Source organism: Clavibacter quasicaliforniensis (assembly GCF_051201715.1).
GTDB lineage: Bacteria > Actinomycetota > Actinomycetes > Actinomycetales > Microbacteriaceae > Clavibacter > Clavibacter seminis.
This window is the reverse complement of the sequence record NZ_CP139624.1, coordinates 2535786-2561624: the sequence shown is the minus strand read 5'-3', so window position 1 is coordinate 2561624 and position 25839 is coordinate 2535786. Positions and strand designations below refer to the sequence as shown.

28 protein-coding genes are annotated in these 25839 nt (G+C 73.2%); 15 read left to right on the top strand and 13 right to left on the bottom strand.

The genetic code is table 11. The features are described from left to right. Positions 1-48: 48 nt before the first annotated feature. A complete protein-coding gene (locus NL142_RS12190) occupies positions 49-243 on the bottom strand; it encodes a ubiquitin family protein (RefSeq protein WP_435079844.1) in 195 nt (64 codons plus the stop codon). A gap of 102 nt (positions 244-345) precedes the next feature. Here NL142_RS12190 and NL142_RS12185 point away from each other — a divergent pair, with 102 nt between their 5' ends. Further along, the gene (locus NL142_RS12185) at positions 346-927 is read left to right on the top strand and encodes a hypothetical protein (protein ID WP_435079842.1); all 582 of its coding nucleotides are present in this window, start codon (positions 346-348) and stop codon (positions 925-927) included. 1617 nt (positions 928-2544) lie between these two features. Here the strand turns inward: NL142_RS12185 and NL142_RS12180 are convergent. Next, positions 2545-2811, bottom strand: a complete 267-nt coding sequence (locus NL142_RS12180) for a MoaD/ThiS family protein (RefSeq protein WP_435079840.1) — start codon at positions 2809-2811, stop codon at positions 2545-2547. Between the two features lies 1 nt (position 2812). After that, on the bottom strand, positions 2813-3871 hold the full coding sequence (moaA, locus tag NL142_RS12175; protein ID WP_435081598.1) for a GTP 3',8-cyclase MoaA: 1059 nt from the start codon (positions 3869-3871) through the stop codon (positions 2813-2815). Between the two features lie 120 nt (positions 3872-3991). Here moaA and NL142_RS12170 point away from each other — a divergent pair, with 120 nt between their 5' ends. The 5 genes from NL142_RS12170 to NL142_RS12150 are packed head-to-tail and all read left to right on the top strand — an operon-like array spanning position 3992 to position 7755. Then, complete coding sequence (locus NL142_RS12170; protein WP_435079838.1) at positions 3992-4504, top strand: TOBE domain-containing protein; 513 nt, start codon at positions 3992-3994, stop codon at positions 4502-4504. After that, positions 4501-5292, top strand: coding sequence for a molybdate ABC transporter substrate-binding protein (gene modA / locus NL142_RS12165; RefSeq protein WP_435079836.1), 792 nt, complete (start codon positions 4501-4503; stop codon positions 5290-5292). Before NL142_RS12170 ends, modA begins: the two co-directional genes overlap by 4 nt. Continuing rightward, positions 5282-6127 carry an ABC transporter permease gene (locus NL142_RS12160; protein WP_435079834.1) on the top strand — a complete coding sequence of 282 codons (846 nt, stop codon included), beginning with the start codon at positions 5282-5284 and terminating at the stop codon, positions 6125-6127. The genes modA and NL142_RS12160 overlap by 11 nt, the downstream gene beginning before the upstream one ends. Further along, positions 6124-7182 (top strand): ABC transporter ATP-binding protein, encoded by a 1059-nt coding sequence (locus NL142_RS12155; RefSeq protein WP_435079832.1) that lies wholly within the window; start codon positions 6124-6126, stop codon positions 7180-7182. Before NL142_RS12160 ends, NL142_RS12155 begins: the two co-directional genes overlap by 4 nt. Positions 7183-7191: 9 nt before the next feature. Continuing rightward, positions 7192-7755, top strand: coding sequence for a DUF3592 domain-containing protein (locus NL142_RS12150; protein WP_435079830.1), 564 nt, complete (start codon positions 7192-7194; stop codon positions 7753-7755). A 12-nt stretch (positions 7756-7767) separates the two neighbouring features. On the opposite strand, the gene NL142_RS12145 is transcribed toward NL142_RS12150, so the two are convergent. Beyond that, on the bottom strand, positions 7768-9219 hold the full coding sequence (locus NL142_RS12145) for a glycosyltransferase family 87 protein (RefSeq protein WP_435079828.1): 1452 nt from the start codon (positions 9217-9219) through the stop codon (positions 7768-7770). Positions 9220-9297: 78 nt separating this feature from the next. On the opposite strand from NL142_RS12145, the gene NL142_RS12140 reads away from it, so the two are divergent. Continuing rightward, the gene (locus tag NL142_RS12140) at positions 9298-10539 is read left to right on the top strand and encodes a molybdopterin-dependent oxidoreductase (protein WP_435079826.1); all 1242 of its coding nucleotides are present in this window, start codon (positions 9298-9300) and stop codon (positions 10537-10539) included. Continuing rightward, positions 10539-11018 (top strand): hypothetical protein, encoded by a 480-nt coding sequence (locus NL142_RS12135; protein WP_435079824.1) that lies wholly within the window; start codon positions 10539-10541, stop codon positions 11016-11018. The genes NL142_RS12140 and NL142_RS12135 overlap by 1 nt, the downstream gene beginning before the upstream one ends. Here NL142_RS12135 and NL142_RS12130 read toward each other — a convergent pair. Genes NL142_RS12130 through NL142_RS12120 form a run of 3 tightly spaced genes read right to left on the bottom strand, consistent with a single transcriptional unit; the run spans position 10967 to position 13052 of the window. Further along, the gene (locus NL142_RS12130) at positions 10967-11668 is read right to left on the bottom strand and encodes a class I SAM-dependent methyltransferase (RefSeq protein WP_079534717.1); all 702 of its coding nucleotides are present in this window, start codon (positions 11666-11668) and stop codon (positions 10967-10969) included. The two genes, NL142_RS12135 and NL142_RS12130, sit on opposite strands and share 52 nt — an antisense overlap. Next, on the bottom strand, positions 11665-12348 hold the full coding sequence (locus NL142_RS12125) for a TIGR04282 family arsenosugar biosynthesis glycosyltransferase (protein ID WP_435079821.1): 684 nt from the start codon (positions 12346-12348) through the stop codon (positions 11665-11667). Before NL142_RS12125 ends, NL142_RS12130 begins: the two co-directional genes overlap by 4 nt. After that, positions 12345-13052, bottom strand: coding sequence for a glycosyltransferase family 2 protein (locus NL142_RS12120; RefSeq protein ID WP_435079819.1), 708 nt, complete (start codon positions 13050-13052; stop codon positions 12345-12347). The genes NL142_RS12125 and NL142_RS12120 overlap by 4 nt, the downstream gene beginning before the upstream one ends. A gap of 156 nt (positions 13053-13208) precedes the next feature. On the opposite strand from NL142_RS12120, the gene NL142_RS12115 reads away from it, so the two are divergent. The 4 genes from NL142_RS12115 (at position 13209) to NL142_RS12100 (ending at position 17315) form a co-directional block, all read left to right on the top strand. Continuing rightward, positions 13209-14063, top strand: a complete 855-nt coding sequence (locus tag NL142_RS12115; protein ID WP_435079817.1) for a response regulator transcription factor — start codon at positions 13209-13211, stop codon at positions 14061-14063. Next, a complete protein-coding gene (locus NL142_RS12110) occupies positions 14060-15322 on the top strand; it encodes a sensor histidine kinase (RefSeq protein WP_435079815.1) in 1263 nt (420 codons plus the stop codon). The genes NL142_RS12115 and NL142_RS12110 overlap by 4 nt, the downstream gene beginning before the upstream one ends. After that, complete coding sequence (locus tag NL142_RS12105) at positions 15319-16938, top strand: molybdopterin-dependent oxidoreductase (RefSeq protein WP_435079813.1); 1620 nt, start codon at positions 15319-15321, stop codon at positions 16936-16938. Before NL142_RS12110 ends, NL142_RS12105 begins: the two co-directional genes overlap by 4 nt. A gap of 116 nt (positions 16939-17054) precedes the next feature. Further along, positions 17055-17315 (top strand): hypothetical protein, encoded by a 261-nt coding sequence (locus tag NL142_RS12100; protein ID WP_194684844.1) that lies wholly within the window; start codon positions 17055-17057, stop codon positions 17313-17315. A gap of 76 nt (positions 17316-17391) precedes the next feature. Here the strand turns inward: NL142_RS12100 and NL142_RS12095 are convergent, their stop codons facing one another. Then, on the bottom strand, positions 17392-18075 hold the full coding sequence (locus NL142_RS12095; protein ID WP_435079811.1) for a PadR family transcriptional regulator: 684 nt from the start codon (positions 18073-18075) through the stop codon (positions 17392-17394). A 265-nt stretch (positions 18076-18340) separates the two neighbouring features. On the opposite strand from NL142_RS12095, the gene NL142_RS12090 reads away from it, so the two are divergent. After that, complete coding sequence (locus tag NL142_RS12090; RefSeq protein ID WP_435079809.1) at positions 18341-19033, top strand: hypothetical protein; 693 nt, start codon at positions 18341-18343, stop codon at positions 19031-19033. Between the two features lie 128 nt (positions 19034-19161). On the opposite strand, the gene NL142_RS12085 is transcribed toward NL142_RS12090, so the two are convergent. From NL142_RS12085 to NL142_RS12065, 5 genes are all read right to left on the bottom strand, one after another. Beyond that, positions 19162-20553, bottom strand: a complete 1392-nt coding sequence (locus tag NL142_RS12085; protein WP_435079807.1) for a hypothetical protein — start codon at positions 20551-20553, stop codon at positions 19162-19164. A gap of 7 nt (positions 20554-20560) precedes the next feature. Beyond that, the gene (locus NL142_RS12080) at positions 20561-21469 is read right to left on the bottom strand and encodes a TIGR03943 family putative permease subunit (protein ID WP_435079805.1); all 909 of its coding nucleotides are present in this window, start codon (positions 21467-21469) and stop codon (positions 20561-20563) included. Beyond that, positions 21456-22514, bottom strand: a complete 1059-nt coding sequence (locus NL142_RS12075) for a permease (protein ID WP_435081597.1) — start codon at positions 22512-22514, stop codon at positions 21456-21458. The genes NL142_RS12080 and NL142_RS12075 overlap by 14 nt, the downstream gene beginning before the upstream one ends. Positions 22515-22799: 285 nt before the next feature. Then, positions 22800-23861: a serine/threonine-protein kinase gene (locus NL142_RS12070; protein WP_435079803.1), complete on the bottom strand. Its 1062-nt coding sequence runs from the start codon at positions 23859-23861 to the stop codon at positions 22800-22802. Next, positions 23858-24934: a hypothetical protein gene (locus NL142_RS12065; protein ID WP_435079801.1), complete on the bottom strand. Its 1077-nt coding sequence runs from the start codon at positions 24932-24934 to the stop codon at positions 23858-23860. The genes NL142_RS12070 and NL142_RS12065 overlap by 4 nt, the downstream gene beginning before the upstream one ends. Before the next feature lie 128 nt (positions 24935-25062). Between NL142_RS12065 and NL142_RS12060 the strand changes: the two genes are divergently transcribed. Both NL142_RS12060 and NL142_RS12055 read left to right on the top strand, forming a co-directional pair. Then, complete coding sequence (locus NL142_RS12060; protein WP_435079799.1) at positions 25063-25245, top strand: hypothetical protein; 183 nt, start codon at positions 25063-25065, stop codon at positions 25243-25245. A 74-nt stretch (positions 25246-25319) separates the two neighbouring features. Beyond that, positions 25320-25784: a Dabb family protein gene (locus NL142_RS12055; RefSeq protein ID WP_435079797.1), complete on the top strand. Its 465-nt coding sequence runs from the start codon at positions 25320-25322 to the stop codon at positions 25782-25784. The last annotated feature ends 55 nt before the right edge of the window (positions 25785-25839 follow it).

Sequence of the window (25839 nt, the reverse complement as noted above, 5' to 3'; positions counted from 1 at the left end):
CCCTCCCGCTGCGGGGCGCTCCTGGCTACGGGTGCGAGCGGCCCGGATTCAGCCGCCCGAGAACGGCGGCAGCACGTCCACCGCGCTGCCGTCGGTGAGGGGCGCGTCGCAGTCGGTGGTCGCGACGCCCTCGACGAGGTAGGTGCAGCGGGCGAGGACGTGAGTTGCGACCGTGTGGCTTTTCCTTACGCCCTTTGCCTTCGCGTTGTACAGCCTCCAGGCCCTCTCGGACTCGACGGCCACCCTCGTGGGAACCTGCCTCACGTCAAAAACGCACTCGAGGAAAAGCCACTGTCGTGCTCGCCTTGGGGCCCGAAAAAGCCCTTTTTACCCTACTGTGGAAACATGCCGGATGAAGAGACACAGGAGCAGGGGCGTGATGGAGTGATCTTCACGCGGCGCTGGCTTGAAGCCACGACATTCATCGAGCTCCCCTGGAACGCTTATGAGAATAAGAAGCTATGTGTTCTTCCTCTCCTGAAAAGTGGTCGAAAGAAGTATGATTTGCGTGGACGCTTTCTCCATGAAGGGCGCCATGAAATCTACGTGGAAAATAAAGCCGCCAATGTGGCGAGTAATCAAACAGCTGATTTTCGTGAGTTCCTCGCTAACGCATATAGCACGACCGCGAGGCAATGGGCTGACTTAGACGGCGATCCGGAAATAGAGTACATTTTTGTCACGTCGTACCCTTTTGGTCGCCTTGCAGATTGGGGCAAGCTGCACACCAAGGAAGCCGTCATCGAAGCGGTTGAACATGAAGAGGTCCTACCGGCGGGGACGTCTCTAGACGACAGTCTCGCGGCGCTTGTCTCGGAACGTTGTTGGTTGCTCGTGGTCCACGCTAAGCAGGAAAGAATAACACTCGATCAGCCTGAGCTCGAGGTTGCCCTTCGGGCTTTGGAGAGAAAGAAGCACACGCTATGACGTTCCTCGAGGCTTTACGTGTCGCTCGAGACACGGACGATCCAGTATTGTACGCGTCGCGTGTCAAAGATACAGTGCGGGCTGAAATTGAATCAATAGATCCTACGTGTCATATAGAAAATACCCAGTATTTCAATCACACGGCGGTCCCTGATTTCGTACTCAGTTGGCCTGCCGACAGTCGGCAAGCCGTTTCTGGGGCACGTTCCGTGTTCCTACGCCCATCCTACCGGGCGTTAAACGCCGAGAAGGATGAGTACTATTTAGCGAAGACAGACGCTGTTGTCGTGTCGATTTTGCCTGGTCGTCACTTACGGCCATCGGCCCCGCGACCTTCGTCCTCTTCTCGCTTGCTTATAACGGACTCAAAGGCATTCCAACTAGTAGCAGAATCTGCTACCCCAGAAATCAATAACCCTTTACAGGGCTTGGTTCGAGCCAACTTTATCCGAGGTGGTAAAGGACGCCAGAATCCCGCGGACGTCGCGCGGCTATTGAGTATCGGAGTCAGTGACTACGTCGGGGCATCGTCTGATGGAATCGACTTAATTGCGTCCGCGTTCACGGAGGATGCCGTGGCCAGGATCTCACGCACAGCACGTCTCATGGAGCTAGCGGTGGGTGACATGGATGATACTCCTCTCGCAAGCGAGGATGGCACCCTTTCTGCTGCCGAACTGCGTCTCTTGCTCCCGTGGCTATTGCAACAACCCTCGGACGATGTCAACGCAGCAATTTGGAGCTACCTCGGTGGCCTTTTTTCCTTCAGTGACCTGGAAGCCATCCGGGAGGACATCGCTGGCTTGAATTTGTCCCCCCTCATTATAGCGAATGCCAGCAGGTGGTTCGCGAAGCGCGCTTACGTAGGGTTCGTAATTGTGGAATCTGACAATGCGGACGCGCCAAATGCAGACGAGGGCACGGGGTCCGAGGTGGAGGATACTGAGGGCGCGGCCGCCGAGGCGGATGCTATCAATGACGTTGATCAATCAGGCGCCCCTGCTGCGCTGGAAGGAAGTAGCACATTTCCGTTATGGAGTTTCCGAGCGGGTTCCCTTTCCGCTCTTAGTGTGGAATTAGGTGACCGTCGACTCCACATTGCGCACCTAGGAAATATGTTACGAAAGGGGCGCCCTAATGCTTCCACTGCTACTTGGGAGCAGGTGCAGAGGGCGGCTGAGGGTGTTCGGCTAAGGCGAGTGGATCTCCACGGTATACAGAGTTCAGTCAGCATTAATGCTGAACAGAGCCCTGACATACAAGGGCATGTGATGCGGGTTGCAGAATCTCTTGACGACGATTACCTTGTGGATGCAGTCACTCTTCGATACCTTGCGCCCGAGGGCGAGGAAGGTTACTCGGACGTGGATATAGATTTCGGCCAGGGCTTAGTCGTGGCCAAAGATACTGCTTCTCTTGCGGACCTCACTTCGGCCGCGCTAGGCATTGCGGAATGTCGTAATCCAGCGTCGCCTACCGAGGTGCAGTCCCTACTGGAGTAGGAATCAGAGCGCTACTTTCATTGGCGCGAGGTTCGACGCTGCCACTGTGGACCGCGGGTAGGAATAGGTCACAGGCCGATCGGACCATCAATAGTGGGTGAGCCGTAACTAGCTTTCAGCCGCCCGAGAACGGCGGCAGCACGTCCACCGCGCTGCCGGCGGTGAGGGGCGCGTCGCGGTCGGTGGTGGCGACGCCCTCGACGAGGTAGGTGCAGCGGGCGAGGACGGCGGCGGCGTTCGCGGGATCCGCCGAGGTGGCGGCACGGGAGCCGAGCGCGTCCATCAGGTCGCCGAGCGCTGCGCCGTCGGGCAGCTCGAGATCGTCGGTGGTGCGGCCGAGCGCCGCTGCTGCGGCCGCGAAGAGCTCCACGGGCACGATCACGTCAGCCCCCGATCGCGCTCATCGAGCGGGCGGGCTGGATGAAGTCGGCGTCGTCCATGCCGTGGCCCTTCGGCTTCGCCCACATGGCGCCGCGCCAGAGGTCGGCGATCTCCTGGTCGGATGCGCCGGAGCGGAGAGGTGCGAGCAGGTCGGTCTCGGTGTGCGAGAAGAGGCAGCTGCGCACGCCGCCCGTCGCGGTGAGGCGGGTGCGGCGGCAGTCGGCGCAGAACGGCTCGGTGACGCTCGCGATGACGCCCACGCGGCCGAGCATCGCGGTGCCGGCGCCGCCCTCCCGGGAGTGCACGCGCCAGAGCTCGGCGGGGGATCCGTCGCGCGGCTCCTCGTCGGGCACGAGCGTGAAGCGCTCGGAGAGGCGCGCGCGGATCTCGGCGGCCGTGATCATCTCGTCGCGGTCCCACGCGTGGTCGGCGTCGAGCGGCATCTGCTCGATGAAGCGCAGCTGGTGCCCGCCCGCGACCGCCCACTCGAGGAGGTCCGCCGCCTGTTCGTCGTTGACGCCGCGCACGAGCACCGCGTTGATCTTGATGGGCGCGAGCCCCGCAGCAGCCGCGGCGTCGATCCCGTCGAGCACGCGGTCGAGGAACGGGCGGCGCGTGATGAGCCGGAACGTCTCGGCGTGAACGGAGTCGAGCGAGACGTTGATGCGGTCGAGCCCCGCGTCCTTGAGGGCCTGCGCGCGCGACGCGAGGCCGATCGCGTTGGTGGTGAGCGAGATCTCGGGCCGGTGGGGGATGGCAGCGCAGGCGGCGATGATCTCGATGAGGTCGCGGCGCAGCAGGGGCTCGCCGCCCGTGAAGCGCACCTGGCGGACGCCGAGGTCGCGCGTGCCGATGCGCACGAGCCGCTCGATCTCGGCGAGCTGCAGCGCCTGCCGGTCGGGCGTGAACGGGAGTCCCTCGGCCGGCATGCAGTAGGTGCAGCGCAGGTTGCAGCGGTCGGTGAGCGAGATGCGGAGGTCGGTCGCGCGGCGGCCGAAGGGGTCGAGGAGCGCCGGATCGTCGGGCCGGGCGGGGCCCCTAGCGGCGGCGGGACGCGGCATCGCCGGCATCCCCAGCGAGGTGCTCATCACCCCAGGCTACGCGCGCGCCGGAGCGGGACCGACACGGAGCGGATGAGGGCGACGGGCGCGCGCCGCGCCTGCGGTGCCTAGGATCGGTGCATGACGCAGAAGAGGGACCGCCCGCCCGCCCGCGCCGCGGATGCCGAGCAGCCCGTCGCCGCGGATCCCGCATCCGGGCCCTTCCGCTACCGCGTGAGCGAGGCCGCCGCGCTCATCGGCGTGAGCGACGACACCCTCCGTCGCTGGGCCGATGCCGGCAGGCTCGACCTCGTGCGCGGCGAGGGGCGGCTGATCCAGGTCGACGGCGTGCAGCTCGCCCACCTCGCGACCGAGCTCGCCGCGGACGGGTCGCTCGCCGCATCCGGCGCCGGTCGCCCGCCGACCTCGGCGCGGAACCGCATGCCCGGCATCGTCACGCGCGTCGTGCGCGACGGGGTCATGGCGCAGGTCGAGATCCAGGCGGGGCCGTTCCGGATGGTGTCGCTCATCAGCCGCGAGGCCGCCGACGAGCTCGGGCTCGAGGTGGGCGCGCCCGCCGCCGCGACCGTGAAGGCCACGAACGTGGGCGTAGAGCTGCTCGCCCCTGAGACGCTGACGGGAGGGAGGGCGTGATCCGCGTCGCGCGCGCGGCCGTCGTCTGCGCCCTCGCGGCCGGGCTCCTCACCGGGTGCTCGGCGGCCGGATCCGCGCCCGCCGGCGTCCCCGACCCCGCGCCCGACTCCCTCGCCGGCACCCTCGTCGTGCAGGCCGCGGCGTCGCTCACCGGCAGCATGGACGAGGTCGCCCGCGGCTTCGAGAGCGCGCATCCGGGCGTGACCGTCACGGTGTCGTACGGCGGCAGCTCGACGCTCGCGCAGCAGATCGTGCAGGGCGCGCCCGCGGACGTGTTCGCCTCCGCCTCGGACGCGACGATGAAGACGGTCGTCGACGCGGGGGAGACGGCCGCGGATCCGCGCGTGTTCGCCCGCAACGCGCTCGAGATCGCCGTGCCGCCCGGGAATCCCGGCCGCGTCGCGGGCCTCGCGGACTTCGCCGACCCCGCCCGCACGCTCGCCCTCTGCGCGCCCGAGGTGCCGTGCGGGGCCGCGGCGGCGCAGGCGTTCGCCGCGGCGGGCATCACGCCGCAGCCGGACTCGCTCGAGCAGGACGTGCGCGCCGCCCTCACCCGCGTCGAGCTCGGCGAGGTGGACGCGGCGGTCGTCTACGAGACGGACGTGCGCGCCGCGGGCGACGAGGTCCTGGGCGTGCCGCTGCCGGACGACGTGAACGCCACGACCGACTGCGTCGTGGCGCCGCTCGCCGGATCCGCGTCGCCCGCTCTCGCCGCCGCGTTCGCCGACTACGTGGCCGGCGACGACGCCCGCGCCGTGTTCCAGGCGGCGGGGTTCCGTGCGCCCTGAGCGGCGCGCCGACCGCAGCCGCGTCCGTGCGGGCGAGCGCGCCGACCGCGTCCCCGCCCTGCTCTGGCTCCCCGCCGGGGTCGCCCTCGCGTTCCTCGTGCTGCCGCTCGCGGCCCTCGTGGTGCGCGCGCCGTGGGCGACGCTGGGGGAGCGGCTGGCGGATCCCGGCATCGCGCGCTCCCTCGGCCTCTCGCTCGGCAGCGCGCTCGCCGCGACCGCGCTCAGCCTCCTGCTCGGGGTGCCGCTCGCGTTCGTGCTCTCGCGGTCGGCGGGCCGCCCGCCCGTGGTGCAGCGGATCCTCCGTGCGCTGGTGACCGTACCGCTCGTGCTGCCGCCCGTGATCGGCGGCGTGGCGCTGCTGCTCCTGCTCGGGCGCCGCGGGCTGATCGGCGGGCCGCTCGAGGCGCTGACGGGGATCACCATCCCGTTCACTACGCCCGCCGTGGTGATCGCCGAGACGTTCGTGGCCATGCCGTTCCTCGTGCTCGCGGTGGAGGGGGCGCTGCGCGGCGCTGACCGCCGCTTCGAGGACGCCGCCGCGACGCTCGGCGCGAGCCGCTGGACGGTGCTGCGCCGCGTGACGCTGCCGCTCGTGGCACCCGGGATCGGCGCGGGCGCGGTGCTGTGCTTCGCCCGCGCGCTCGGCGAGTTCGGCGCGACGCTCACCTTCGCGGGCAGCTTCCCGGGCGTGACGCAGACGGTGCCGCTGTCGGCCTACCTGGCGCTGCAGACGGATCCGGACGCCGCCGTCGTGCTGAGCCTCGTGCTGCTCGCGGTGTCGGTGGTCGTGCTCGTGAGCCTGCGCGACCGGTGGGCGTCGGGGGTGCACGCGTGAGCGGGGACGCTCGGCCGGCCTCCGGTGGCTTGGACGCGCGCGTCGTCGTGGAGAGCGCCGCGTTCCGGCTCGACGTCGCGCTCGCGGTGCCGGCCGGATCCACGACCGCGGTCGTCGGGCCGAACGGCGCGGGCAAGTCCACGCTGCTCCGGGCGCTCGCCGGGCTCGCGCCGCTCACGGCGGGACGCGTCGCGCTCGACGGCCGGGTGCTCGAGGACCCGGGCGGGAGCGCCGCGCGGATCCCCGCCGAGCGCCGCGGCATCGGCGTCGTCTTCCAGGACCACCTCCTCTTCCCGCACCTGTCCGCCCTCGCCAATGTCGCGTTCGGGCCGCGGGCGCGCGGCGTCGCGCGCGCGGTCGCCGACAGCAGGGCGCGCGCGCTCCTCGACCGACTCGGGATCGCGGACCTCGCCGACCGCCGCCCCGCCGCGCTGTCGGGCGGCCAGTCGCAGCGCGTCGCGCTCGCCCGCGCCCTCGTGCTCGAGCCGTCGCTGCTCCTCCTCGACGAGCCGATGGCGGCCCTCGACGCGGGCACGCGGCTCGACGTGCGCGAGCTCCTCGCCGACGAGCTGCTGCGGTTCGGCGGCGCGGCGGTGCTCGTGACGCACGATCCGGTGGACGCGCTCGCGCTGGCCGAGCGGATCCACGTGCTCGAGGACGGGCGGCAGGTGCAGGAGGGCGCACCCGCCGAGGTCGCCGCGCGGCCCGCGACGGACTACGTGGCGCGGCTGGTGGGGATGAACCGGCTGACGGGTCGGGATCCCGACGGGCGGCCGACCGTGCTCATCGCCGCGCCGTCGGACGTGCGGCTCTCCCGCGACCGTGACCCCGCATCCGAGCCGGCCCCGGCCGCCGCCGGCCACGTCGCGACCGGCGAGGTCCGCCGCATCGAGGGCGTCGCCGGCCGGATCCTCGTCACGCTCCGCCTCGCACCCGACGGCCCGTCGGCGCTCGAGGGCGACGTCACCGCCGAGCTCGACGCCGTGTCCTTCGCCGCCCTCCGCCCGGTCGCGGGCGAGCGCCTCGCCATCCGCATCCCTCGCAGCCCGCGCTAGCCTCGGCCCGTGAGCACCCTGCAGACGCTGCGCATCCTCGGCCGCCTGCGCCGCCACCCCGCCATCCTCAGCGCCCTCCTCGGGGTGCTCGCCGTCCTCATGATCGTCGTCGGGTCGCTCGGGGTGGCGACGAGCACGGACGACGCGTCCCGCATCCGCGAGCTCCGAGTCGCCGGCGGCAGCGTCGAACCCGGCGTGCTCGTGGAGTCCGTGCCGGTCGACGTGGACGGGTCCCCGAACGGATCCCGGCGGACCGAGTTCTGCCCGCGATACGCCTACACCGCGTCCGACGGCGTGGAGCGCACGATCCTCGACCACGACGACTGCGCGAGCCGGCCCGACCAGCTGGCGGGCCGGACGGCGCGCATCCTCGTCGACGACGCGGATCCGGACACGGCGTTCATCGAGGGGCGCCCGGCCCGCGTCGGTCGCTCCTCGCTCGCGATCTTCGCGTGGTCCACCCTCGCGCTGGGCATCGGCCTCGTGCCCGTGTCGGTCGCCGTCGGCGTGCGGGCCCGTCGTCTCGCCCGGGACCGCGCGTCGCGTCGGCCGCGACACGCGCCCTCGAGCTGATCAGACGGCGCCCTAGGGGCTGGGCGGACCGCCGGCCCGGTCGCCGGCCCCCTGTCCCAGCCGCCGCCGCACCGCCACCGGCAGGAGCCGCGCGCGCCCCTCCGGCCCGAGCCGCACGAGCGAGCCGGCCACGACGATCACGAGCGCCGTCGCGAGCGCGATCTGCCAGGCCCACTCGTCCGGCGCGAACAGTCGCAGCGCGAGCGCGGCCACCACCGCGAACCACTCGCCGCGGCCGGTCATGGCGATGAACGGGATGAGCAGCAGCGCGTACCAGGGGTAGCGCGGGCTGACGGCGAGGAGCGTGACGCCGATCATCACGAGCTGGCCGAGCCACGGATCCGCCGGGTCGGTCTTCCACCAGACGAGGCCGGCGGTCACCGCGAGGATCAGCGCGACCGCGACGAGCCCGTACTGCCCGGGCACGACGAGCTCGATGAGGGGGAACCGCCCGCCGTCGTCGTAGCCCTCCTCCTGCAGGTAGCCGGGCAGGTAGCCGAGCACGGCGATCCCGGTGCTGAGCACGTACGGCACGTAGAGCAGGGCGAACGTGACGACGGCGGCGGTGATCACCTTCCACGGCTGCTTGCGGAGCAGCGCCGGCGCCGCGATCACCGGGATGAGCTTGGTCGCGATGGCCGCGCCGAGCGCGATGCCGCCGCGCCACCGCATCCCCCCGGCGACGAGCAGCGACGCCGCGAGCGCGAGCAGCGCCCCGAGCGCGTCGACGTGCGAGTTCGTGACCACCTCGCTCGCCACGAGCGGGCACCACGCCCAGAGCGCGGCCCACCACACGGGCCTGCCGCGCTTCCGCAGGGCGCGGATGAGGAGCAGCGTCACGGCCGTCATCATCAGGAGCCCGGCGGCCTGGAACGCCCAGTACTCCGCCGTCACCGGGACGACCGCGCGCACACCCGCGAAGAACAGCTCGGCCATCGGCGGGTAGATGGTGGGCACCTTCGGGCGGTTGAGGGCCGTGCACATCGGCTCGTGCGTCTGCTCCTCGCGGACGCCCATGATCCGCTTCCCCTCGCAGGTGGCGGCGCCGTCGGACCCGACGACGGTCTTCGGATAGAGCCAGTCGGGCCGGAGGTCCCGCAGCTCCGGGTCGGCCGGCGTGTACCGGTAGGGCGACTCGCCCGCGTTCTGCACGATCCCGTCCCACGCGTATCGCGCGGAGTCGGTGCTGGTGTTCGGCGGTCCGGCCATCGCGACCGCGCCGAGGCCCACCGAACCGAGGATGATGAGCGCAGCGGCGGATCGGGCCGGCAGCTTCCGCACCAGGAGGACCGCCGCTCCGAAGACCACCCAGATGACGACCACGAGCCAGAACAACGGCGCGGCACCCTCGCGACGGAAGAACGCCTCGTCGTCGGCATCGCCGAACAGATCGAACGCGACCACCGACCACCCGGTGAGCGCGGCCATGACGGCGAGGACGAGGGCGGTGAGGGCGGTGCGCACACTCCATCATGGCGGCGCGCGGCCGGGCGATCGCCGACCGGCCCCGACCCGCCGCTCCCCGGACGAAGGACGACCCCCATGCGGACGCTGATGCACGAGGCCAGGCGCCGCCTGGCCTCGCCCGCGCGCACGACCCGGCTGGCGGTCGTGGTCGGCCGCCTCCTCGGCATCGCCTTCCTCGTGTGCTTCACGACGGGCCTCTACAGCCACTTCCTCCAGGACCCGCTGCCGTGGATGCGCTTCCCGACCGCGCCCGTGTCGCTGTACCGGCTGACGCAGGGGATCCACATCACCGCCGGCATCGCGTGCGTGCCGCTGCTGCTCGCCAAGCTCTGGATCGTCTTCCCCGAGCTGCTCACGTACCCGCCCGTCACCGGGGTCGTGTCGTTCCTGGAGCGCGCGTCCATCGCCGTGTTCGTGGGGGCGTCGCTGCTCGAGGTGACGATGGGCCTCCTCAACACGTTCCAGTGGGTGCCGTTCCCCTTCTACTTCCGGCAGACGCACTTCGCGCTGGCGTTCGTCGTGATCGGGTCGCTCGCGATCCACATCGGCGTCAAGCTGCCCGCGATCGCCGGGCACTGGCGGCGCGGGCAGGCGGACGAGTCGCCCATCGTGGAGGCGGAGGACGCGCCCGCCGACGCGCCCGACGGCACTCCGGCCCGCGCGCCCCGCGGCATCACCGGCCGCGTGCTCGCCTGGATCGACGACACCCCCGTCACGCCCACCCCGGTCGCCCGCCGCGGCTTCCTCGTGGCGGTCGGCGCATCCGTCGCCGCGGTCGTGGGCCTCACCGCCGGGCAGTCGTTCCGGATCCTCGCCCCGTTCAACGCCTTCGGCCCGCGCGTCATGGGCACCGGCCCGCAGGCGCTCCCCGTCAACCGCACGGCCGAGGCCGCAGGGGTCACCGAGACCGCCATGGACGCCGGGTGGACGCTCACCGTCTCGAACGGCTCCTCCTCCCGCGCCTTCACAATGGACGACCTCCGCGGCATGGGGCTCGTCACCGCGACGCTCCCCATCTCCTGCGTCGAGGGCTGGAGCCAGTCGGCGACCTGGCGCGGCGTCCGCCTCATGGACCTCATGGACCAGGTCGGCGCCGACCCCGGCGCCCGGCTCCGCGTCACGAGCCTCGAGAAGAGCGGCGGCTTCCGGCGCACCGAGATGGGCCCGGAGTACGTGCGCGACCCGCTCACCCTCGTGGCGCTCGAGCTCGACGGCGCGCCCCTCGACATCCAGCACGGCTACCCGGCGCGCATGATCGCGCCCGGGCGTCCCGGCGTGCTGCAGACCAAGTGGCTCTCGACCCTGGAGGTCATGTGATGACCGGCACCCGCATCCCCGCGACGCGCGGCGTGCTCGCCGCCCGCATCGCGCTCATCGCCGTGGGGGTCGTCGGCCTCGCCGTCGGCGCGCTCGTGCTGCTCGACTCGCAGCGCACCGACCAGGTCGTGGGCGTCGCCGTGTTCCTGCTGATCGCGATCCTCGTCCACGACGCGATCCTGTCGCCCGTCGTCTTCGTCGCGGGCCTGCTGATCCGGAAGGCCGGGCGACGCCTCCCACCGGGATCGCTCGTGATCGTGCAGGCCGGCGTGATCGTGATGGCGGTGATGACCCTGGTGGTCGTCCCCGAGATCCGGGCACGCGCCATCGGCAACGACAACCCGACGATCCTCATCGCGGACTACGCGCCGCGCCTCGCGCTCATGTGGGTCGCCACCGCGGTGGCGACGGCCGTCGTCGCGACGCTCTACGCGCGCACGAGGCGGCAGAAGGACCGGCCCTCGGTCTCCCAGCACTGAACGAGGTCGAGGCCCGCGTCGCCCGCCATGCGCGCGACGGCGTCGCGGCCGACCTGCGCCCACGGGAACGGGTCGCTCGCGCGGCCCTGGCCGTCCTCGACCGTGCACTCGAAGGTGCGGTCGCGGGCGGGATCCGGGTGGGTCTCCACCACGAGCGCGCCCTGGTCGTCGAGGAGGTCGCCGCAGCGCGCGAGGAGCGCGGCCGCGTCGCCGCCGATGCCGATGTTGCCGTCGAGGAGGAGGAGCGTGCCCCAGCCGCCCTCGCGGGGCAGGCGCTCGAAGACCGAGCGGTGGAGGACGGGGAGGCCGAGGCCCGCGGCCATCTCGACCACGGTGGGGGAGACGTCGATGCCGAGCGCGCCGAGCCCGGCGTCCATGGCCGCGCGGACCATGCGGCCCGGCCCGCAGCCGATGTCGAGCACGGGGCCGGCGGCGTCGGCGAGGAGGCTCGCGTCCACGGCGTCGGCGTCGGCGCTCCAGCGGCCCAGGTCCATGACCTCTGCGCTGTCGTCGTCGGAGGACGCGAGGGACAGGAAGAGGACCTCGCCGGAATCGCGGAGGGCCCGGGCGTAGGGCTCGCCGCCACCGGATCCGAAGGTGCGGACGCGCGCGGAGGCGCGGTCCTCGGGGTGGTCGACGGCCAGGCTCATGCGGGGTCCCTCTGCGATGTCGCGGGTGCGGTGGTGGCGGCGCGGGTGCTCGCGCCGGTCTCCAGGGTTCGGAGCACGTGGGCGAAGCGATGGGCGGGCGCGGCCTCGGCCGCCTCCCGCGCGTCGTCCACCGTGTCCACGTCGGTGAGCTCGGGCAGCATCGCCACGTCGAGCCCGGCGTCGATCAGGCGCGACAGCTGCACGGCGCCCGTGTCGTCGCGGGACATGGGCACGCCGCGCACGAGCGCGCCGTCCGGATCCCGGAGGCCGAGCGCCCAGAAGCCGCCGTCGTTGGCGGGGCCGAACCAGGCGTCGGGGCCGCGCGCGCCGTCGGCCCAGGAGTCGAGCACGGGTCGGAGGAGGGACGCGGTGAGCTGCGGGGTGTCCATGCCCACGAGGAGGACGGGGCCGTCGAGCGCGTCGAACATCGCGGCGAGGCGCTCGTCGAGATCGCCGGTCACCTGCGGGATCACGTCGTAGCCCGCGGCCTCCGCGGGCGGGTTCTCGCCGTCGAAGAGGAGCACGCGGCGCGCGGGCGCGGCGTCGTCGACCGCGGCGAGCGTGTCGGCGAGGGCGGCGGACGCGAGCTCGGCCGCCTCCTCGAGCGTGAACGGCGGGTGCAGGCGCGTCTTCACGCGGCCGGGGATGCACTCCTTGGCGATGACGACGACGGCGGTCACGCGGCTCCTCCCAGGGTGCGGTTGGCGCCCGCTGCCGCCGCTCGCGCCTCGGCCAGCACCCGCGACATGTCGCGCACGGCCGTGACGGTCCCGCGCACGGTGCCGGTCACCTTGGACCGCCCCACGCGCGGCGCGTACGGCATGTCCACCTCAAGGATGCGCCACTCCGCCGCGGATGCCCGCAGCAGCATCTCCAGCGGATAGCCGCTGCGCCGGTCGAGGATGCCCAGGCCGAGCAGCTCGGTGCGCCGCCCGCAGCGCATGGGGCCGAGGTCGTGCAGCGGCACGCCCGTGATCCGCCGCAGCCGCCTGGCCAGCTCGAGGTTCGCGATCCGCGCGTGCAGCGGCCACGCGCCGCGCGCCGACGGGACCCGGCGGCCGAGCACCAGGTCGCGCTCGCCGTCGCGGACCGGGTCGACCACGCGGGGGAGGAGCGCGGGATCCATCGACGCGTCGGCGTCGCAGAACGCCACGAGCGGCGCGGTCGCGGCCTCGAGCCCCGCGTGCGCGGCAGCGCCGAACCCGCGGCGCGACTCCGCCACCACGAGGGCGCCGTGCGCGCGCGCCACCTCGGCGGAGCCGTCGGTGGATCCGTTGTCGACGACGATCGCGCGGTACCCCTCGGGCAGGCGGGAGAGGACCCAGGGCAGGGCCTCCTCCTCGTCGAGGCAGGGGAGGACCACGTCCACGAGCGCTGGCGTCATCCGTCGAGCCTAGGAGGCCGCGCCTGCGCCCGCCCGCCACGCGCCCGATCGCCGCGCCGCCGCGCCGCCGCGCCGCCGCGACCCGAGGGGTGACGGCTCGCTCGCAAGCCGGACACCCGCGGGGTCGGGCCCAGGGACCGCGCATAGTCTGACCGGGTGAGCCCCACCTACGATCCCGCGCGCGCCGACGCCGGGCGCCCCGACCCCGCGCGGCCCGATCCCTCGCGGCCGGACCCGCTGCGCGGCCGCCGCATCCTCGTGGTCGAGGACGACCCCACGGTCAACGAGGTCGTCTGCCGCTACCTCAAGGCCTCGGGCTTCCAGGTGGAGACCGTCGCCGACGGCCTCGAGGCCGTGCGCGTCGCCACCGAGCGCATGCCCGACCTCGTCGTGCTCGACCGCATGCTCCCCGGCCTCGACGGCCTCGAGGTGTGCCGCCGGATCCGCGCCCACCACCCCGAGTCGCCCGTCCCCGTCGTGATGCTCACCGCGCTCGGCCAGGGCGAGGACCGCGTGAACGGCCTCGACGCCGGCGCCGACGACTACCTCGCCAAGCCGTTCTCCCCGCGCGAGCTCGTGCTGCGCGTCCGCGCCGTGCTCCGCCGCACGGTGCCCGAGGCCGTGCCCGAGCCGCCGTTCGTCGCGGGGCCGTTCGTGCTCGACCTCGGCGCGCGCGAGATCCACCAGGCCGGCGTCATGCTGTCGCTCACCTCCCGCGAGTTCGACCTGCTCGCCTTCCTGCTCCGGAACCCGCGACGCGTGTTCGGGCGCGACGACCTGCTGCGCCAGGTGTGGGGATGGGAGATCGGCGACCTCTCGACCGTCACCGTGCACGTGCGGCGCCTGCGGGAGAAGATCGAGGCGGATCCCGCCCACCCCGTGCTCCTCGGCACCGTCTGGGGCGTGGGCTACCGCTTCGACCCGGACGCCGCGACGCCCGCTGCACCCGCGACGCCCGCCGCGCCTGCCGCGCCTGCCGCGCCCGCGACGCCCGCCGAGGCCGACGCGTGACCGCCGACTCCTTCCTCGTCGTCGTCCTGACCGCGCTCGTCTGCGCCGCGGTCGTCGGCCTCGGCGCCAGCGTCCTGCTGCGCGCCCTCCGCCGCCGCTCCCTCGTGCTCCAGATCTGCGTGGTCGCGCTCGCCGCGGTGCTCTCGGTCGTCGGCGGCATGGTCGCCGTCACCGCGAGCATGCTCGTCGACGACGCCGGCCTCACCGCGTTCCTCTCCGTCGCCGCCGTCTCCGCGCTCGTCTCGCTCGTCATGGCCGCGATGCTCGGCATGACCCTCGTGCGCGGCAGCCGCGAGCTCGGCCGCTACGCCGCGTCCATGGGCGAGGAGGCCGCCGTCGAGCCCGGCCGCCCCACCAGCACCGAGTTCGCGCAGCTCGCCCGCGAGCTCAGCGCAGCCAACCGCCGCCTCGCCGACGCGCGCGACAAGATGGAGGCCCAGGAGCGCAGCCGTCGCGAGCTCATCGCGTGGATGTCGCACGACCTGCGCACGCCGCTCGCCGGGATCCGCGCCATGGCCGAGTCCCTCGAGGACGGCATGGTCGACGACGAGCACCGCTACTTCCGCCAGATCCGCGTGCAGGCGAACCGCCTCAACGGCATGGTCGACGACCTGTTCGAGCTGTCCCGCATCAACTCGGGCAGCCTCGAGCTCGCCGTCGAGCGCGTCTCCCTCTACGACGTCGTCAGCGACACCGTCGCCGAGCTCGGTCCGGTCGCCCAGGCCCGCCAGGTCGATCTCCGCGGCGTGACCGCGCACGACGACCTCGTGGTGCAGGGCGACCCGCGCGAGCTCTCGCGCGTGGTCGGCAACCTCGTGATGAACGCCATCCAGCAGTCGCTCCCCGGCGGCCGGATCGTCATCTCCGCGCACCGCGACTCCGGCAACCTCGCCGTCCTGTCCGTCGAGGACACCGCGGGCGGCATCCCCGAGGCCGACCTCCCGCGCGTGTTCGACGCGGGCTGGCGGTCGACCGGATCCCGCACGCCGCGCGCCTACGGGAAGAGCGCCGCCGAGAAGACCGCGCTCGGTCCCGACTTCCCGGCTGCGCCCGTCGAGGCCACGCCGCCGGATCCCGCGGTGCAGGCCGAGGGCACGCACGACGGCGGCTACGCGTCGGGCGGCGGCGGCGCGGGCCTCGGCCTCGCGATCGTCCGCGGCATCGTGCGCGCGCACGACGGCGACGTCACCGTCCAGAACATCGAGGGCGGCTGCCGCTTCGACGTGATCCTCCCCTACAGCAAGCCGGTCGCCTCGTGACCCGCGCGGCCCTCCGCTGGTGGTCCGCGTTCCTCGGGGTGGTGGCGGCGCTCGCCGTGCTGGCCGTCGCCGAGATCGCCGCGGCCTTCGTCGCCCCGGCGGCGAGCCCGGTGCTCGCGGTCGGCGCGCTCGTCATCGACCTCGTGCCCGCGGGCGTCAAGGACACCGTGATCGCCTTGTTCGGCACGGGCGACAAGGTCGCGCTCATCGTCGTGCTCGGCCTGGTGGTGCTCGCCGCGGCCGCGCTGGCCGGGATCCTCCAGGTGCGCCGCCCGCCGCTCGGCGTGGTGGTGCTCGCGCTCTTCGCCGGCGTCGCCGTGCTCGCGGCGACCACGCGCGCCGGGGCGACGGGCGCCGCGGCGATCCCCACGATCGTCGGCATGATCGCAGGCGTCTTCATCCTCCACCGCGGCGCCGACCGCCTCCGCGACTGGCGGGACGCGGCGGACCGCGCGGCGTCCGCATCCGCGGCGGTGGCCGAGCCCGTGCGCGGCATCGCCCGCCCGGCCGCGCGCGCCCCGCTCACCCCCGGTGCCGGTGCGCGCGTCGAGCGCCGCACGTTCCTCCTCATGACGGCGGTCGCAGGTCTCACCTCCGTCGTCGCCGGATCCGTGGCCCGCGGACTCAACGCCGCCGCCGCCCGCGTGGACGACTTCCGCCGCACGCTCGTCCTCCCGAGCGCCGCGACGCCCGCCGCCACGATCCCCGCGACAGCCGAGCTCGGCGTCCCCGGCCTCGCGCCGTTCCTCACGCCGGCGAGCGACTTCTACCGCATCGACACCGCGCTGCAGGTGCCGTCGGTCGACGCGGCGTCGTGGAAGCTCCGCATCACCGGCATGGTCGAGCAGGAGGTCGAGATCACGTTCGCCGAGCTGCTCGCCCTCCCGCTCGAGGAGCACGTGACCACCCTCACGTGCGTGTCCAACGAGGTCGGCGGGAACCTGATCGGCAACGCGCTCTGGCTCGGCTACCCGATCCGCCTCCTGCTCGAGCGCGCGAAGCCGACCGCGGGCGCCGACATGGTGCTCTCGACGAGCCAGGACGGCTGGACCGCGAGCACGCCGCTCGAGGCGCTCACGGATCCGGATCGCGCGTCGATCCTCGCGGTCGGCATGAACGGCGAGCCCCTGCCGCAGCAGCACGGCTTCCCGGTGCGGATGGTCGTGCCCGGCCTCTACGGCTACGTCTCGGCGACCAAGTGGGTCACCGAGCTCAAGGTCACGACCTTCGCCGAGGACGTCGCCTACTGGTCGACCCGCGGCTGGACCGAGCGCGGCCCCATCAAGACGGGCTCCCGCATCGACACCCCGCGCTCCGGCGCGCGCGTGGACGCGGGACGCACCGCGATCGCCGGCATGGCCTGGGCCCAGCACACCGGCATCGAGAAGGTGGAGGTGCGCGTCGACGAGGGCGACTGGGTCGAGGCGACGCTGGGCGACGGCGTCGGCGCGGACACGTGGCGGCAGTGGTCGTACGCGTGGGACGCGGCGAGCGGATCCCACAGCGTCGAGGTGCGCGCCACCGACACCTCGGGCGCGACGCAGACCTCCGACGAGGCGCCGCCCGCCCCCGACGGCGCGACGGGCTGGCACCGGATCACCGTCGGCGTCTCCTGAGCGGAGCCGCCCTCCCGTCGTTCGCCGGACGCGTCGGGCCAGCGGGCGCGGAGCCGGGGCGCGTACCGTCGATGCACGGCGCGTCCGCGCCGCATCGACGAGCGAAGGAGAGCACCGTGAGCGACATCGAGAACCCGCGCGACCCCGCCGACCGCGACCTGGACGACACCGGCGTCGACGAGGAGGAGCTCGTCGGGGTCGACGCCCGCGAGGCGCAGGAGGCCGTCGACGCCGAGCGCATCGTGCCGCTCGGCGACGACGACGACGGGGTCGCGGACGACGACGCGGACGGCGGCCTCGGCATCGACATCACCGAGTCCGACGGCCCGGATCTCGAGGCCGGCGACGACCTCGACACGGGAGCGGCGATCCGCTGATCCGCCCCGCACGCACGACGACGGCCCCCGCACCAGCGGGGGCCGTCGTCGTGCCGGGCCGTGTGGCCCAGGTGGATCAGTCGGCGAGGATCGCGTACAGCGCGCGCCGCGTCTCGTCGAGCTTCGCCGCCGCGGCCTGGCGCTGGGCGTCGGTCGCGTCGTGCATCAGGGGCTTCACCACGCCCATGAGCTTCATGAGGCTGGTCTGGAACGCGTCCTCGCCCTCCGACTTGTCGGTGGTCGCGGCCCAGGCGGCGTCGATCTCCTCCTTGTGCTCCTCGACGTGGGCGCGGCCCTGGTCGGTGAGGGAGTAGACGCTCTTGGCGCCGGACTCGTCGGCGACGATGAGGTCCTCGTCGACGAGCTGCTGGAGCGTGGGGTAGACGGATCCGGGGCTCGGCCGCCAGGCGCCCTCGGTCTTCGTGGCGATGCCCGTGATCAGGCCGTAGCCGTTCGAGGGCGCGTCGGCGAGCAGGGAGAGGATCGCGAGGCGGACGTCGCCGCGGCGGGCGCGACCCCGCCCGCCGCGTCCCCGGCCCGGGCCGAAGCCGGGTCCGCCGAATCCGCCCATCCCGGGGAAGCCCGGGAACCCGGGGAAGCCGGGACCGTCGCCCGGGCGGAAGCCGCGGGCGAGGGGGTGACCCGGCATGATGCGCGGTCGCCCGCCGCGGTGGTGCTGCATGCGGGGCTCGTGGCGGTCGGCGGGGACCTCGGCGGATGAGGGGGACGAGAGGTGGTCGTCGTGGTCGTGGGTGCGCATGAGCGCTCCTTCCGGTCAGGTGATGTCGTGGATCGCGGCGTGCTGTCGCGATGTAGCGACGATATATCGGCGACAGTCGGAAGTCAAGCGTCGAGCTGGAGAGGCCCCGCCGCCGATCCCCGTGATCCCGGGGGAGCGGCGCGTGAACCTGGCCTTCACCTGGGAATGGCGGACCGACCCCAACCCGTTCTCCGGCCGCGCCGAAGTCCCTGTGTCGCCCGGGGGTACCGGGCGGATCCCCGTCCCACACAGCGAAGGAAATCCCATGCGCAACCTCACCAAGTCCGTCTTCGGCCTCGCCACCGCGGGCTTCCTCGTCGTCGGCCTCGCGGCCTGCTCGACCCCCGCCGAGACCCCGTCGTCCTCCAGCGCCTCCAAGCCCGCCGCGACCGCGACGACCGAGGCCAACCCCACGCCGCTCGCGACGATCCCGACCCTGACCGGCGTCGACACCAAGGTCACCCTCGACTCCGGCTTCACCGGCGCCCTCACGACCCTGGGCCTGACCCCCGGCGTCATCGGCACCGCGACCCTCGACGGATCCACCGGCACCCTCGCGTTCCCCATCACCGGCGGCAACGTGAAGTACTTCGACCCCGAGCAGTCCTACCGCCCCTACGTCCAGGGCGAGATCGACCACTCCGGCTCCGGCATCAGCCTCACCGCCGGCTCCACCGTCGTGAAGCTCACCGACTTCGTCATCGACCCCGGCACCAGCCGCCTCACGGGCTCGGTCCAGGTCGGCGACGGCGAGGTCATGAAGGACGTCTACATCTTCAACCTCGACGGCACGACCCTGAAGCCCCTCCAGATGGAGGGCGACAACGCCGTCCTCGAGGGCACCACGGTCAAGGTCAGCCCCGACGCCGCGTCGCTCCTGAACAGCACGTTCGGCACGACCGCGGTCACCGACCAGCTCGTCGTCGGCATCGCCAAGATCACCGTCAACACCAAGTAGCACCCACCCGGGCTCGACCCCGGGACGGCACCACCTGCGATCACAGCAGAACGCATCGACGGCCTCGTCTCCCTCCGGGGAGCCGGGGCCGTCGGCGCGTGCGGGGTCGTGCTGCGACGCCCGTCGGGTCAGCCGATCGTGACCTCGAAGCCCGCGACGCTGCGGGTCACGGTGCCGGTCGCGAGCTCGACGAGGAGCGTGGTCACGGACGTGTCGCGCGGGTTCCGCGGGTAGTCGTCGCTGGCGCCGCGCGCGGGATCCGGGACGGTCTCGAGCAGGGCGAAGCGGCCGTTCGGGGTGACGGAGAGGCCCGTGATGCGGGTGGCCGGGTCCGCGGGCACGTAGACGTCGCTCGCCGTCCCGTCGCGGACGACGACGAGGCGCTGCGTGGCGGTGCCCGTCGCGGGATCGAGCGTCGTGCGCACGCGCAGCACCGCGCCGTCGTCGCCGGGCACGAACGAGATCGCGCCGTCGTACTGGAGGTCGGCGCCGCCGGTCTCGGTGGGAAGTGTCGTCTGCTGGGCGGTGCGCAGGTCGATCTCGGTCGTCGAGCCGGGATCCGTGACCGCGAGCCGCGTGCCGTCCGCGGAGAACGGCCCGAGCGTGCCGTGGCGGCCGAGCGGGACGATGGGCGACGACCCGTCGACCGTGACCAGGTAGAGGTCGCCGTCCTGCCCGTGCGCGACGAGCTGCGGGCGCCCGGGCACGAAGCCCCACGCCTGCGCGCTGATCGCCTGGCCGTCGAGCCCGAGCACGGGCGTCGGCGTCGCCCCGGCGCCGACGTCGTCGACCATGAGGGTGTCGTCGTACGGCCCGCCGTCCGTGCTCGTGAAGCGGAAGCCGATCGTGGTCCCGGTGTCCTCGGCATGGAGGTCCTGGAGCGTGCCGCGGCCGGGCAGCGGCAGGTCGACCTGGCCGGATCCGTCCAGCCCCGCGATCACGAGGCCGTTCGTGCCGTCGTCCTGGAGCGTCGCGACCACGAGCGACTGCCCGACGACCGCATACTCCTGGATCTTCGTGGCCTCGAACACCTCGTCGCTCGCGCCCTGGCCGCCGCCGGCGACGCTCTGCCGGAGGATCCGGTCGGCCTGCTGCTCGCCGCCGCGGACGAGGACGTACATGCCGGGATCGCCCGTGCGGAACGACGTCGCGAGGTCGGACGCGGGGCCGCCGCCGACGCCCTGCACGCCGTCGATCGACACCGTGTACGCGGCGTCGTAGGCGAGCGGCCGGGTGAAGTCGATGATGATGCGGTCGGCCTGCGTGTCGACGGTGAAGTCGGCGCCGGGCTCCATCCTGATGCGCGAGACGTCGACCGGCTGGATCGGCCGGTTCGCCGCGAGCACGAGCCGCTGCCGGGACTGCTGCACGACGGCGAGCGGATCCACGTCGGTGCGCACGAGCCGCGGCCCCTGGCTGCCGGCGACCGCGAGCAGGCCGCCGCAGGCGAGGACCAGCACGAGGATCACGGCGGTGAACGCCCGGCGGAAGGCGCGCGGGGAGGCGGGGGCGTCGGTCACGGGCGGCTCAGTAGACGTAGGGGTCGGCGGGCTGGTCGACCTGCTGGACGCCCTGCGGCATGACCGCGAGCGGCTGCCGGCTCTTCGCGCTCGGGTTCGACGCGAACGGGCCGGTGACGCGCACCCACTCGTCGGTCTGCAGCGTCGACTTCCACCCCGGCTGGTAGACGGGGACGCCCACGGGCTGCGCGTCGACCGCGCAGCAGGTGACGACGAAGCGCGTGACGTAGAACACGTCGTCCGGGTCGTCGGGGTCGGCGCTCACGAAGCCCGTGATGTCGACGGACTTCGAGGTGAAGAAGGCGGGATCCGTGGTCTGCGCGAGGAGCTGCGACCAGTCCTTGACGCCCAGGGTGGAGAAGTCGTTCGTGCCGAGGAGCTCCTGGTCGGGCGCGGCGTCGGAGGCGACCGTGCTCGAGTTGAGCGCGCGCTGCGTGACGGTGCTCTGGGTGAGCGTCCGCGGCGGGAGCACGAGGACGGCGACGACCGTGACCGTCACGACGGCGGCGACGGCGACGCGGGAGGCGCGGGCGCGGAGGGAGGCGCGGGCGGCAGGGGACTCGGCGCGTCCGGTGGGTCCGGCGGCGAGGTCGTCGAGCGCGGCGGATCCGTGGTCGTGGTCGTGCTCCTCCGCGGCGTCGGCCGGGCGGAGCGCGAACCCCGCGACCGTCGCGACCAGGCCGATGACCGCCATGATCCCGGTGAACACGAAGTAGCGCGGGTGGATGTAGAGGCCGAGCTGGCCGGTGATCGTCAGCCACAGCGTCGAGACGATGCACGCGGCGAGGAGCACGAGGCCCACCGTGGAGGAGGCGCGACCGCCGGCGGCGCGGCGGCGTCGGGCGCGGCGGAGGACGGTCACGGTCCGGTCGGCGGGCTCCCGGTCGGCGGGTTCCCGGTCGTCAGGCGATGGCATTGACACCCCATCCCAGCGCGAGGCTGATCAGCGCGACGACCGAGGTGATCATCACGAGCGTGCGGGTCGAGTAGGTGGTGCGCATGAGCGCGAGCATCTTGACGTCGATGACCGGCCCGAACACCAGGAAGGCGACGATGCCGCCGGGCAGGAACACGGATCCGAACGAGAGCACGAAGAACGCGTCCACGTTGGAGCAGACCGAGACGACGAAGGCCAGGAGCATCAGCGCGAGCACCGAGAGGATCGGGCTGCCGCCGAGCGTGACGAGCACCTCGCGCGGCACCGCGACCTGGATGAGGCCGGCCAGCAGGGATCCGATGACGAGCGCCGGCATGATCGTCGTCGCCTCGCGGCCGAACAGCGAGATGGACTTCCGGACGCGCGCGCCGCCGTGGGCGTGCGGATCGGGCAGGGCGCACTCGGCGCGGAACTCGTCGGTGAGGAGGCGGTCGGGCTCGGGGTGGAGGCTGAACAGCCAGCCGACCACGTTCGCGATGAGGAAGCCGCCTACCAGGCGGGCCACGAGGATCCAGCCGTCCCAGCCGAAGGCCGCGTGCGTCGTGATGATGGTGATCGGGTTGAGGATCGGCGCGGCCAGCAGGAACGTGATCGACTCCGGCACCGTGAAGCCGCGCACCACGAGGCCGCGCGCGAGCGGCACGTTGCCGCACTCGCAGACGGGCAGGGCCATGCCGAGGAACGAGATGCAGGCGCGGCGGGCGAACGGGTTGCGGGGGAGGCGGCGCTCGATGACGCCGGGCGGCACCCACACCTGCACGACGATCGACAGCACGATGCCGAGGATCACGAACGGCAGCGACTCCACGATGACGCTGACGCTCAGGGTGACGAGGTCCTGGAGCCGGTCGGGCAGGACGCTGTCGCCGAGCGCGGGGGAGGCGGCGCGGAGGGCGAGGAGCAGGAGGACGAGGGCGAGGCCCGTCGCGAGGCCGGTGCGGATCCCGGCGGGGGCGGCGCGGGCGGGGCGCGGTGCGTCGTGGTCGTGGTCGTGCGGGTGGTCGTGGTCCGCGGGAGTGCGGATCGCGGTCGCCGTCGCCGTCGCCGTCGCGGTGGCGGTGGCGGTGGCGGATGCGGCGGGGGATCCCTCCGCGGCCCGGTCCTCACGGGTCCGTCGTGCGCGGGGTGCCCGTTCGCGGCGCGGGCGCGCGGGCCGGTCGAAGGGGGACGCGTCGTCGTCGTCCGGCGCCCACGGGGTGTGCCGATCCGTCATCGCGGACCGGTGGCGCGGGGCCGGGGTCCGATGGGGGCGCGCACGGATTCAACCCTAACCGCGCTGAGAAGCGTCCTCAGCAGGCGCGGCGGCGGGTCAGCGGAGGCCCGCGGGCGCCTGCGGGCAGCGTGAGTCGAGCATGCCGTCGCGCGTCTCGACGTACGGCTGCCAGGGATCCCCGGCGCGGGACGACGCGATGAACGCCTCCCGATCCGGCACGTCGCCCTCGAACGGCTCGCCCTCGGACGCGTAGCAGGGGAGGAGGAAGTCGACGTAGTAGTCGTGCAGCCAGCCGAGCGCGGCGTCCGTCAACGGGCCGTCGGGCGTGGTCGGGAAGCGCACCGAGCAGGCGTACTCCACGGCGACATCCGCGGAGTGGGCGCCCAGCCGGGTGTCCTCGCCCGTCCCGATGACCTGGACGCGCACCCCCGACTCGCCCAGGCACGCGGCCTGCTGCCTGACCCACTCCTCGCCGTCGAGGACGCGCTCGACGGGCAGGTCGGGGCGCACGGCGTCGGGACGCTCGAGGAGCACCCGGTCCCAGAGGGAGTCGGCGCTCTCCCGGAGCGCCTGCGCGGTCTCGACGTCGGTGAGGTCCTCGCGCAGCTTCGCCGGCGGCTCCTCCGTGAACGCGGGCACGGGTGTGCCGATGCGGGGATCCGGCGTGCTCGGCGGGCCGGGCGTCGAGGTGGGCTCCTGCGATCGCCAGCTGTCGTCGTCGGAGAGGAGGCCGGCCGCGGATGCGGTGCCGAGCCCGACGACGAGGAGCCCGCCCGCGAGCACCGCGGCGACCGGGCCGGGGCGGAGGAGGCGGCGGCGCGGCGCGAGCGGGTGCGCGCGGGGATCCGCGGTCTCCCCGGCCGCGGTCGGGACGTCGTCCGACGCGCGCGGGGTCGCCCGCGCATCGGCGGCGAGCAGCTCCCGGCCCTCGCCGACGAGGCGGTGCTCCTCGACCAGGAGCGCGACGAGCGGTGCCGAGAGCGCGTCGACCTCGATCCCGGCGGCCAGCCGGATCCCCTCGGGCACCCCCACGTGCGGAGCGTCTCCGTCCTCGCGACCGTAGGCGGCGCGGCGGAGGGTGTCGAGTGCGCGAGCGGCGTCCGGGTCGTCGCGCAGGCGTCGACGGAGGGCGTCGGCGGGCGAGCCCGGGGTGGTCACCGGTACGCCGCGGGGAGGGCCGGGCACGCCGCGGCCAGCCCCTCGTCCATCGCGTCGGGGAACGGGGTCCAGGGGCGCTCGGCGCGCATGGCGGCGATGAAGTCGTCGACGGCGGGGACGTCACCCTCGTACGGGCTCCCCTCCGCGGCGTAGCAGGGGATCAGGTAGGAGACGTAGTAGTCGTGGATGTAGGCGAGCTCGGCGTCGGTGCGCGGGCCGGCCTCGCGCTGGGGGAAGCGGACCTGGCAGGTGTACACGGTGACCGGATCCGCGTCGGTGAGGCTGTAGCTGTCCTGGCCGATCACGGACGCCGTGATCCCCGCGTCCCGCAGGCAGGCCACCTGCTGATCGACGTAGTCCTCCTCGTCGACCACCCGCTCCGTCCCCACGTCCGGCCGCACCGCGTCGGGCTGCTGCTCGAGCACCATGTCCCAGGCCCGGTCGGCGCGGACCCGCAGGTCCTCGGCCAGCTCGGCGTCGGTCATCGGGACGCTGACGGGCGGATCCGCCGTGAAGTCCGGGACGACGGATCCGCGTCGCCCGTCGGGCGTGCCCATCGCCTGGCCGCGCGGGGTGGCGGTCGAGGTGACGGCGGAGCCGACGCCCTCGGCGGTCGGGGGCGTCGAGGCGGTGGATCCGGCGTCGAGGGAACCCATGGCCGCCGCGGTGCCGAGGCCGGCGAGCGCGACGAGGCCCGCGACGACCATCACGAGGACCCCGCGGACGCGTGGCCGACGTGGCGCGGCCGCCTCGGCGGCGTCTCCGGCTTCCGCTCCCGCATGCTGCCCGGCCCGCGCGGCATCGGCCGCCGGACGCTCGGACGCCAACAACGCCGCGCCCTCGTCGACGAGCCGCGCCTCCTCGGCGAGCAGGGCGACGAGCGGCGCCGGCAGCTCGTCCGCGTCGTAGCCGGTGCGCGCTCGGAGGTCGGCGGGGACCTCGACGAGCGGCGCCGTGGATCCGTCTCGCCCGTAGGCGCGGCGTCGCAGCTCCTCGAGACGGCGCGCGGCCTCGGGATCGTCGCGGAGGCGCCGGGCGAGGGCGTCGTCGGGAGCGTCGAGCGGGTCCGTCATGAGGCCTCCTCGTCGAGGACCGGGAGTCGCGGCCGGGGCGGTGGTCGCGTACCGCCAGGCTACGGCGGCGGATCCGGGACGGCGAGGCCCCGTCCGGGTCACGACGGGGCGGCCCGTACCCTGGGCGGGTGGCCACCACCGTCATCGCCTGGATCCTGACCGTCGCCGGCGCCCTCGTCACCCTCGACGCGCTGGCCGCGATCGTCGTCGCGCGCCGGGCCGGCCGCAGGATCGCCCGCCGCACGTGGCCGCAGCTCGTGGTCGGCACCGCCGGGCTCGCGCTCGGCGTCCCGCTCCTCGTCACCTCCTGAGCGCACCGTCGTCTCCTGAGGCGCCGTCATCTCGTGGCCGCGCCGTCGCGGCCGGATCGGGCCAGGATCCGGACATGACCATCGACGACCGCCCCGCCCCCACCGACGCCCAGCTGACCGCCCGCGACCACGTCCCCGGGCTCGTGCACCACGTCGTGCTCTTCCGGCTCCGGGACGACGCGTCGCCCGCCGACCGCGACGAGGTCGAGCGCCGCTTCCGGGCGCTCGCCGACTCCCCGCACCCGGACGGCTCGGGCCCGTACATCCGCTCGCTGCACGCCGGCCGGCAGTCGAGCCCCGAGGGCGTCGGCCGCGGATTCGAGCTCGGCTTCGTGCTGACCTTCTCCTCGGAGGGCGACCGCAACCTCTACCTCGGGGAGCCGCTCATCGCGGATCCGGCGCGCATCGACGCGCAGCACGCCGCGTTCAAGGAGTTCGTCGGGCCGCTGCTTGCGCCGGATCCGCACGGGGTGCTGGTGTTCGACTTCACCGAACCGTCGACGTCGGCGGATGGATCAGCGGGGGCGCCAGCGGCCTGATCCCGCGCCCCAGATGCGGGCCGCGCCGTCGTCGGGGTCGCGCGGCACCGGCCCG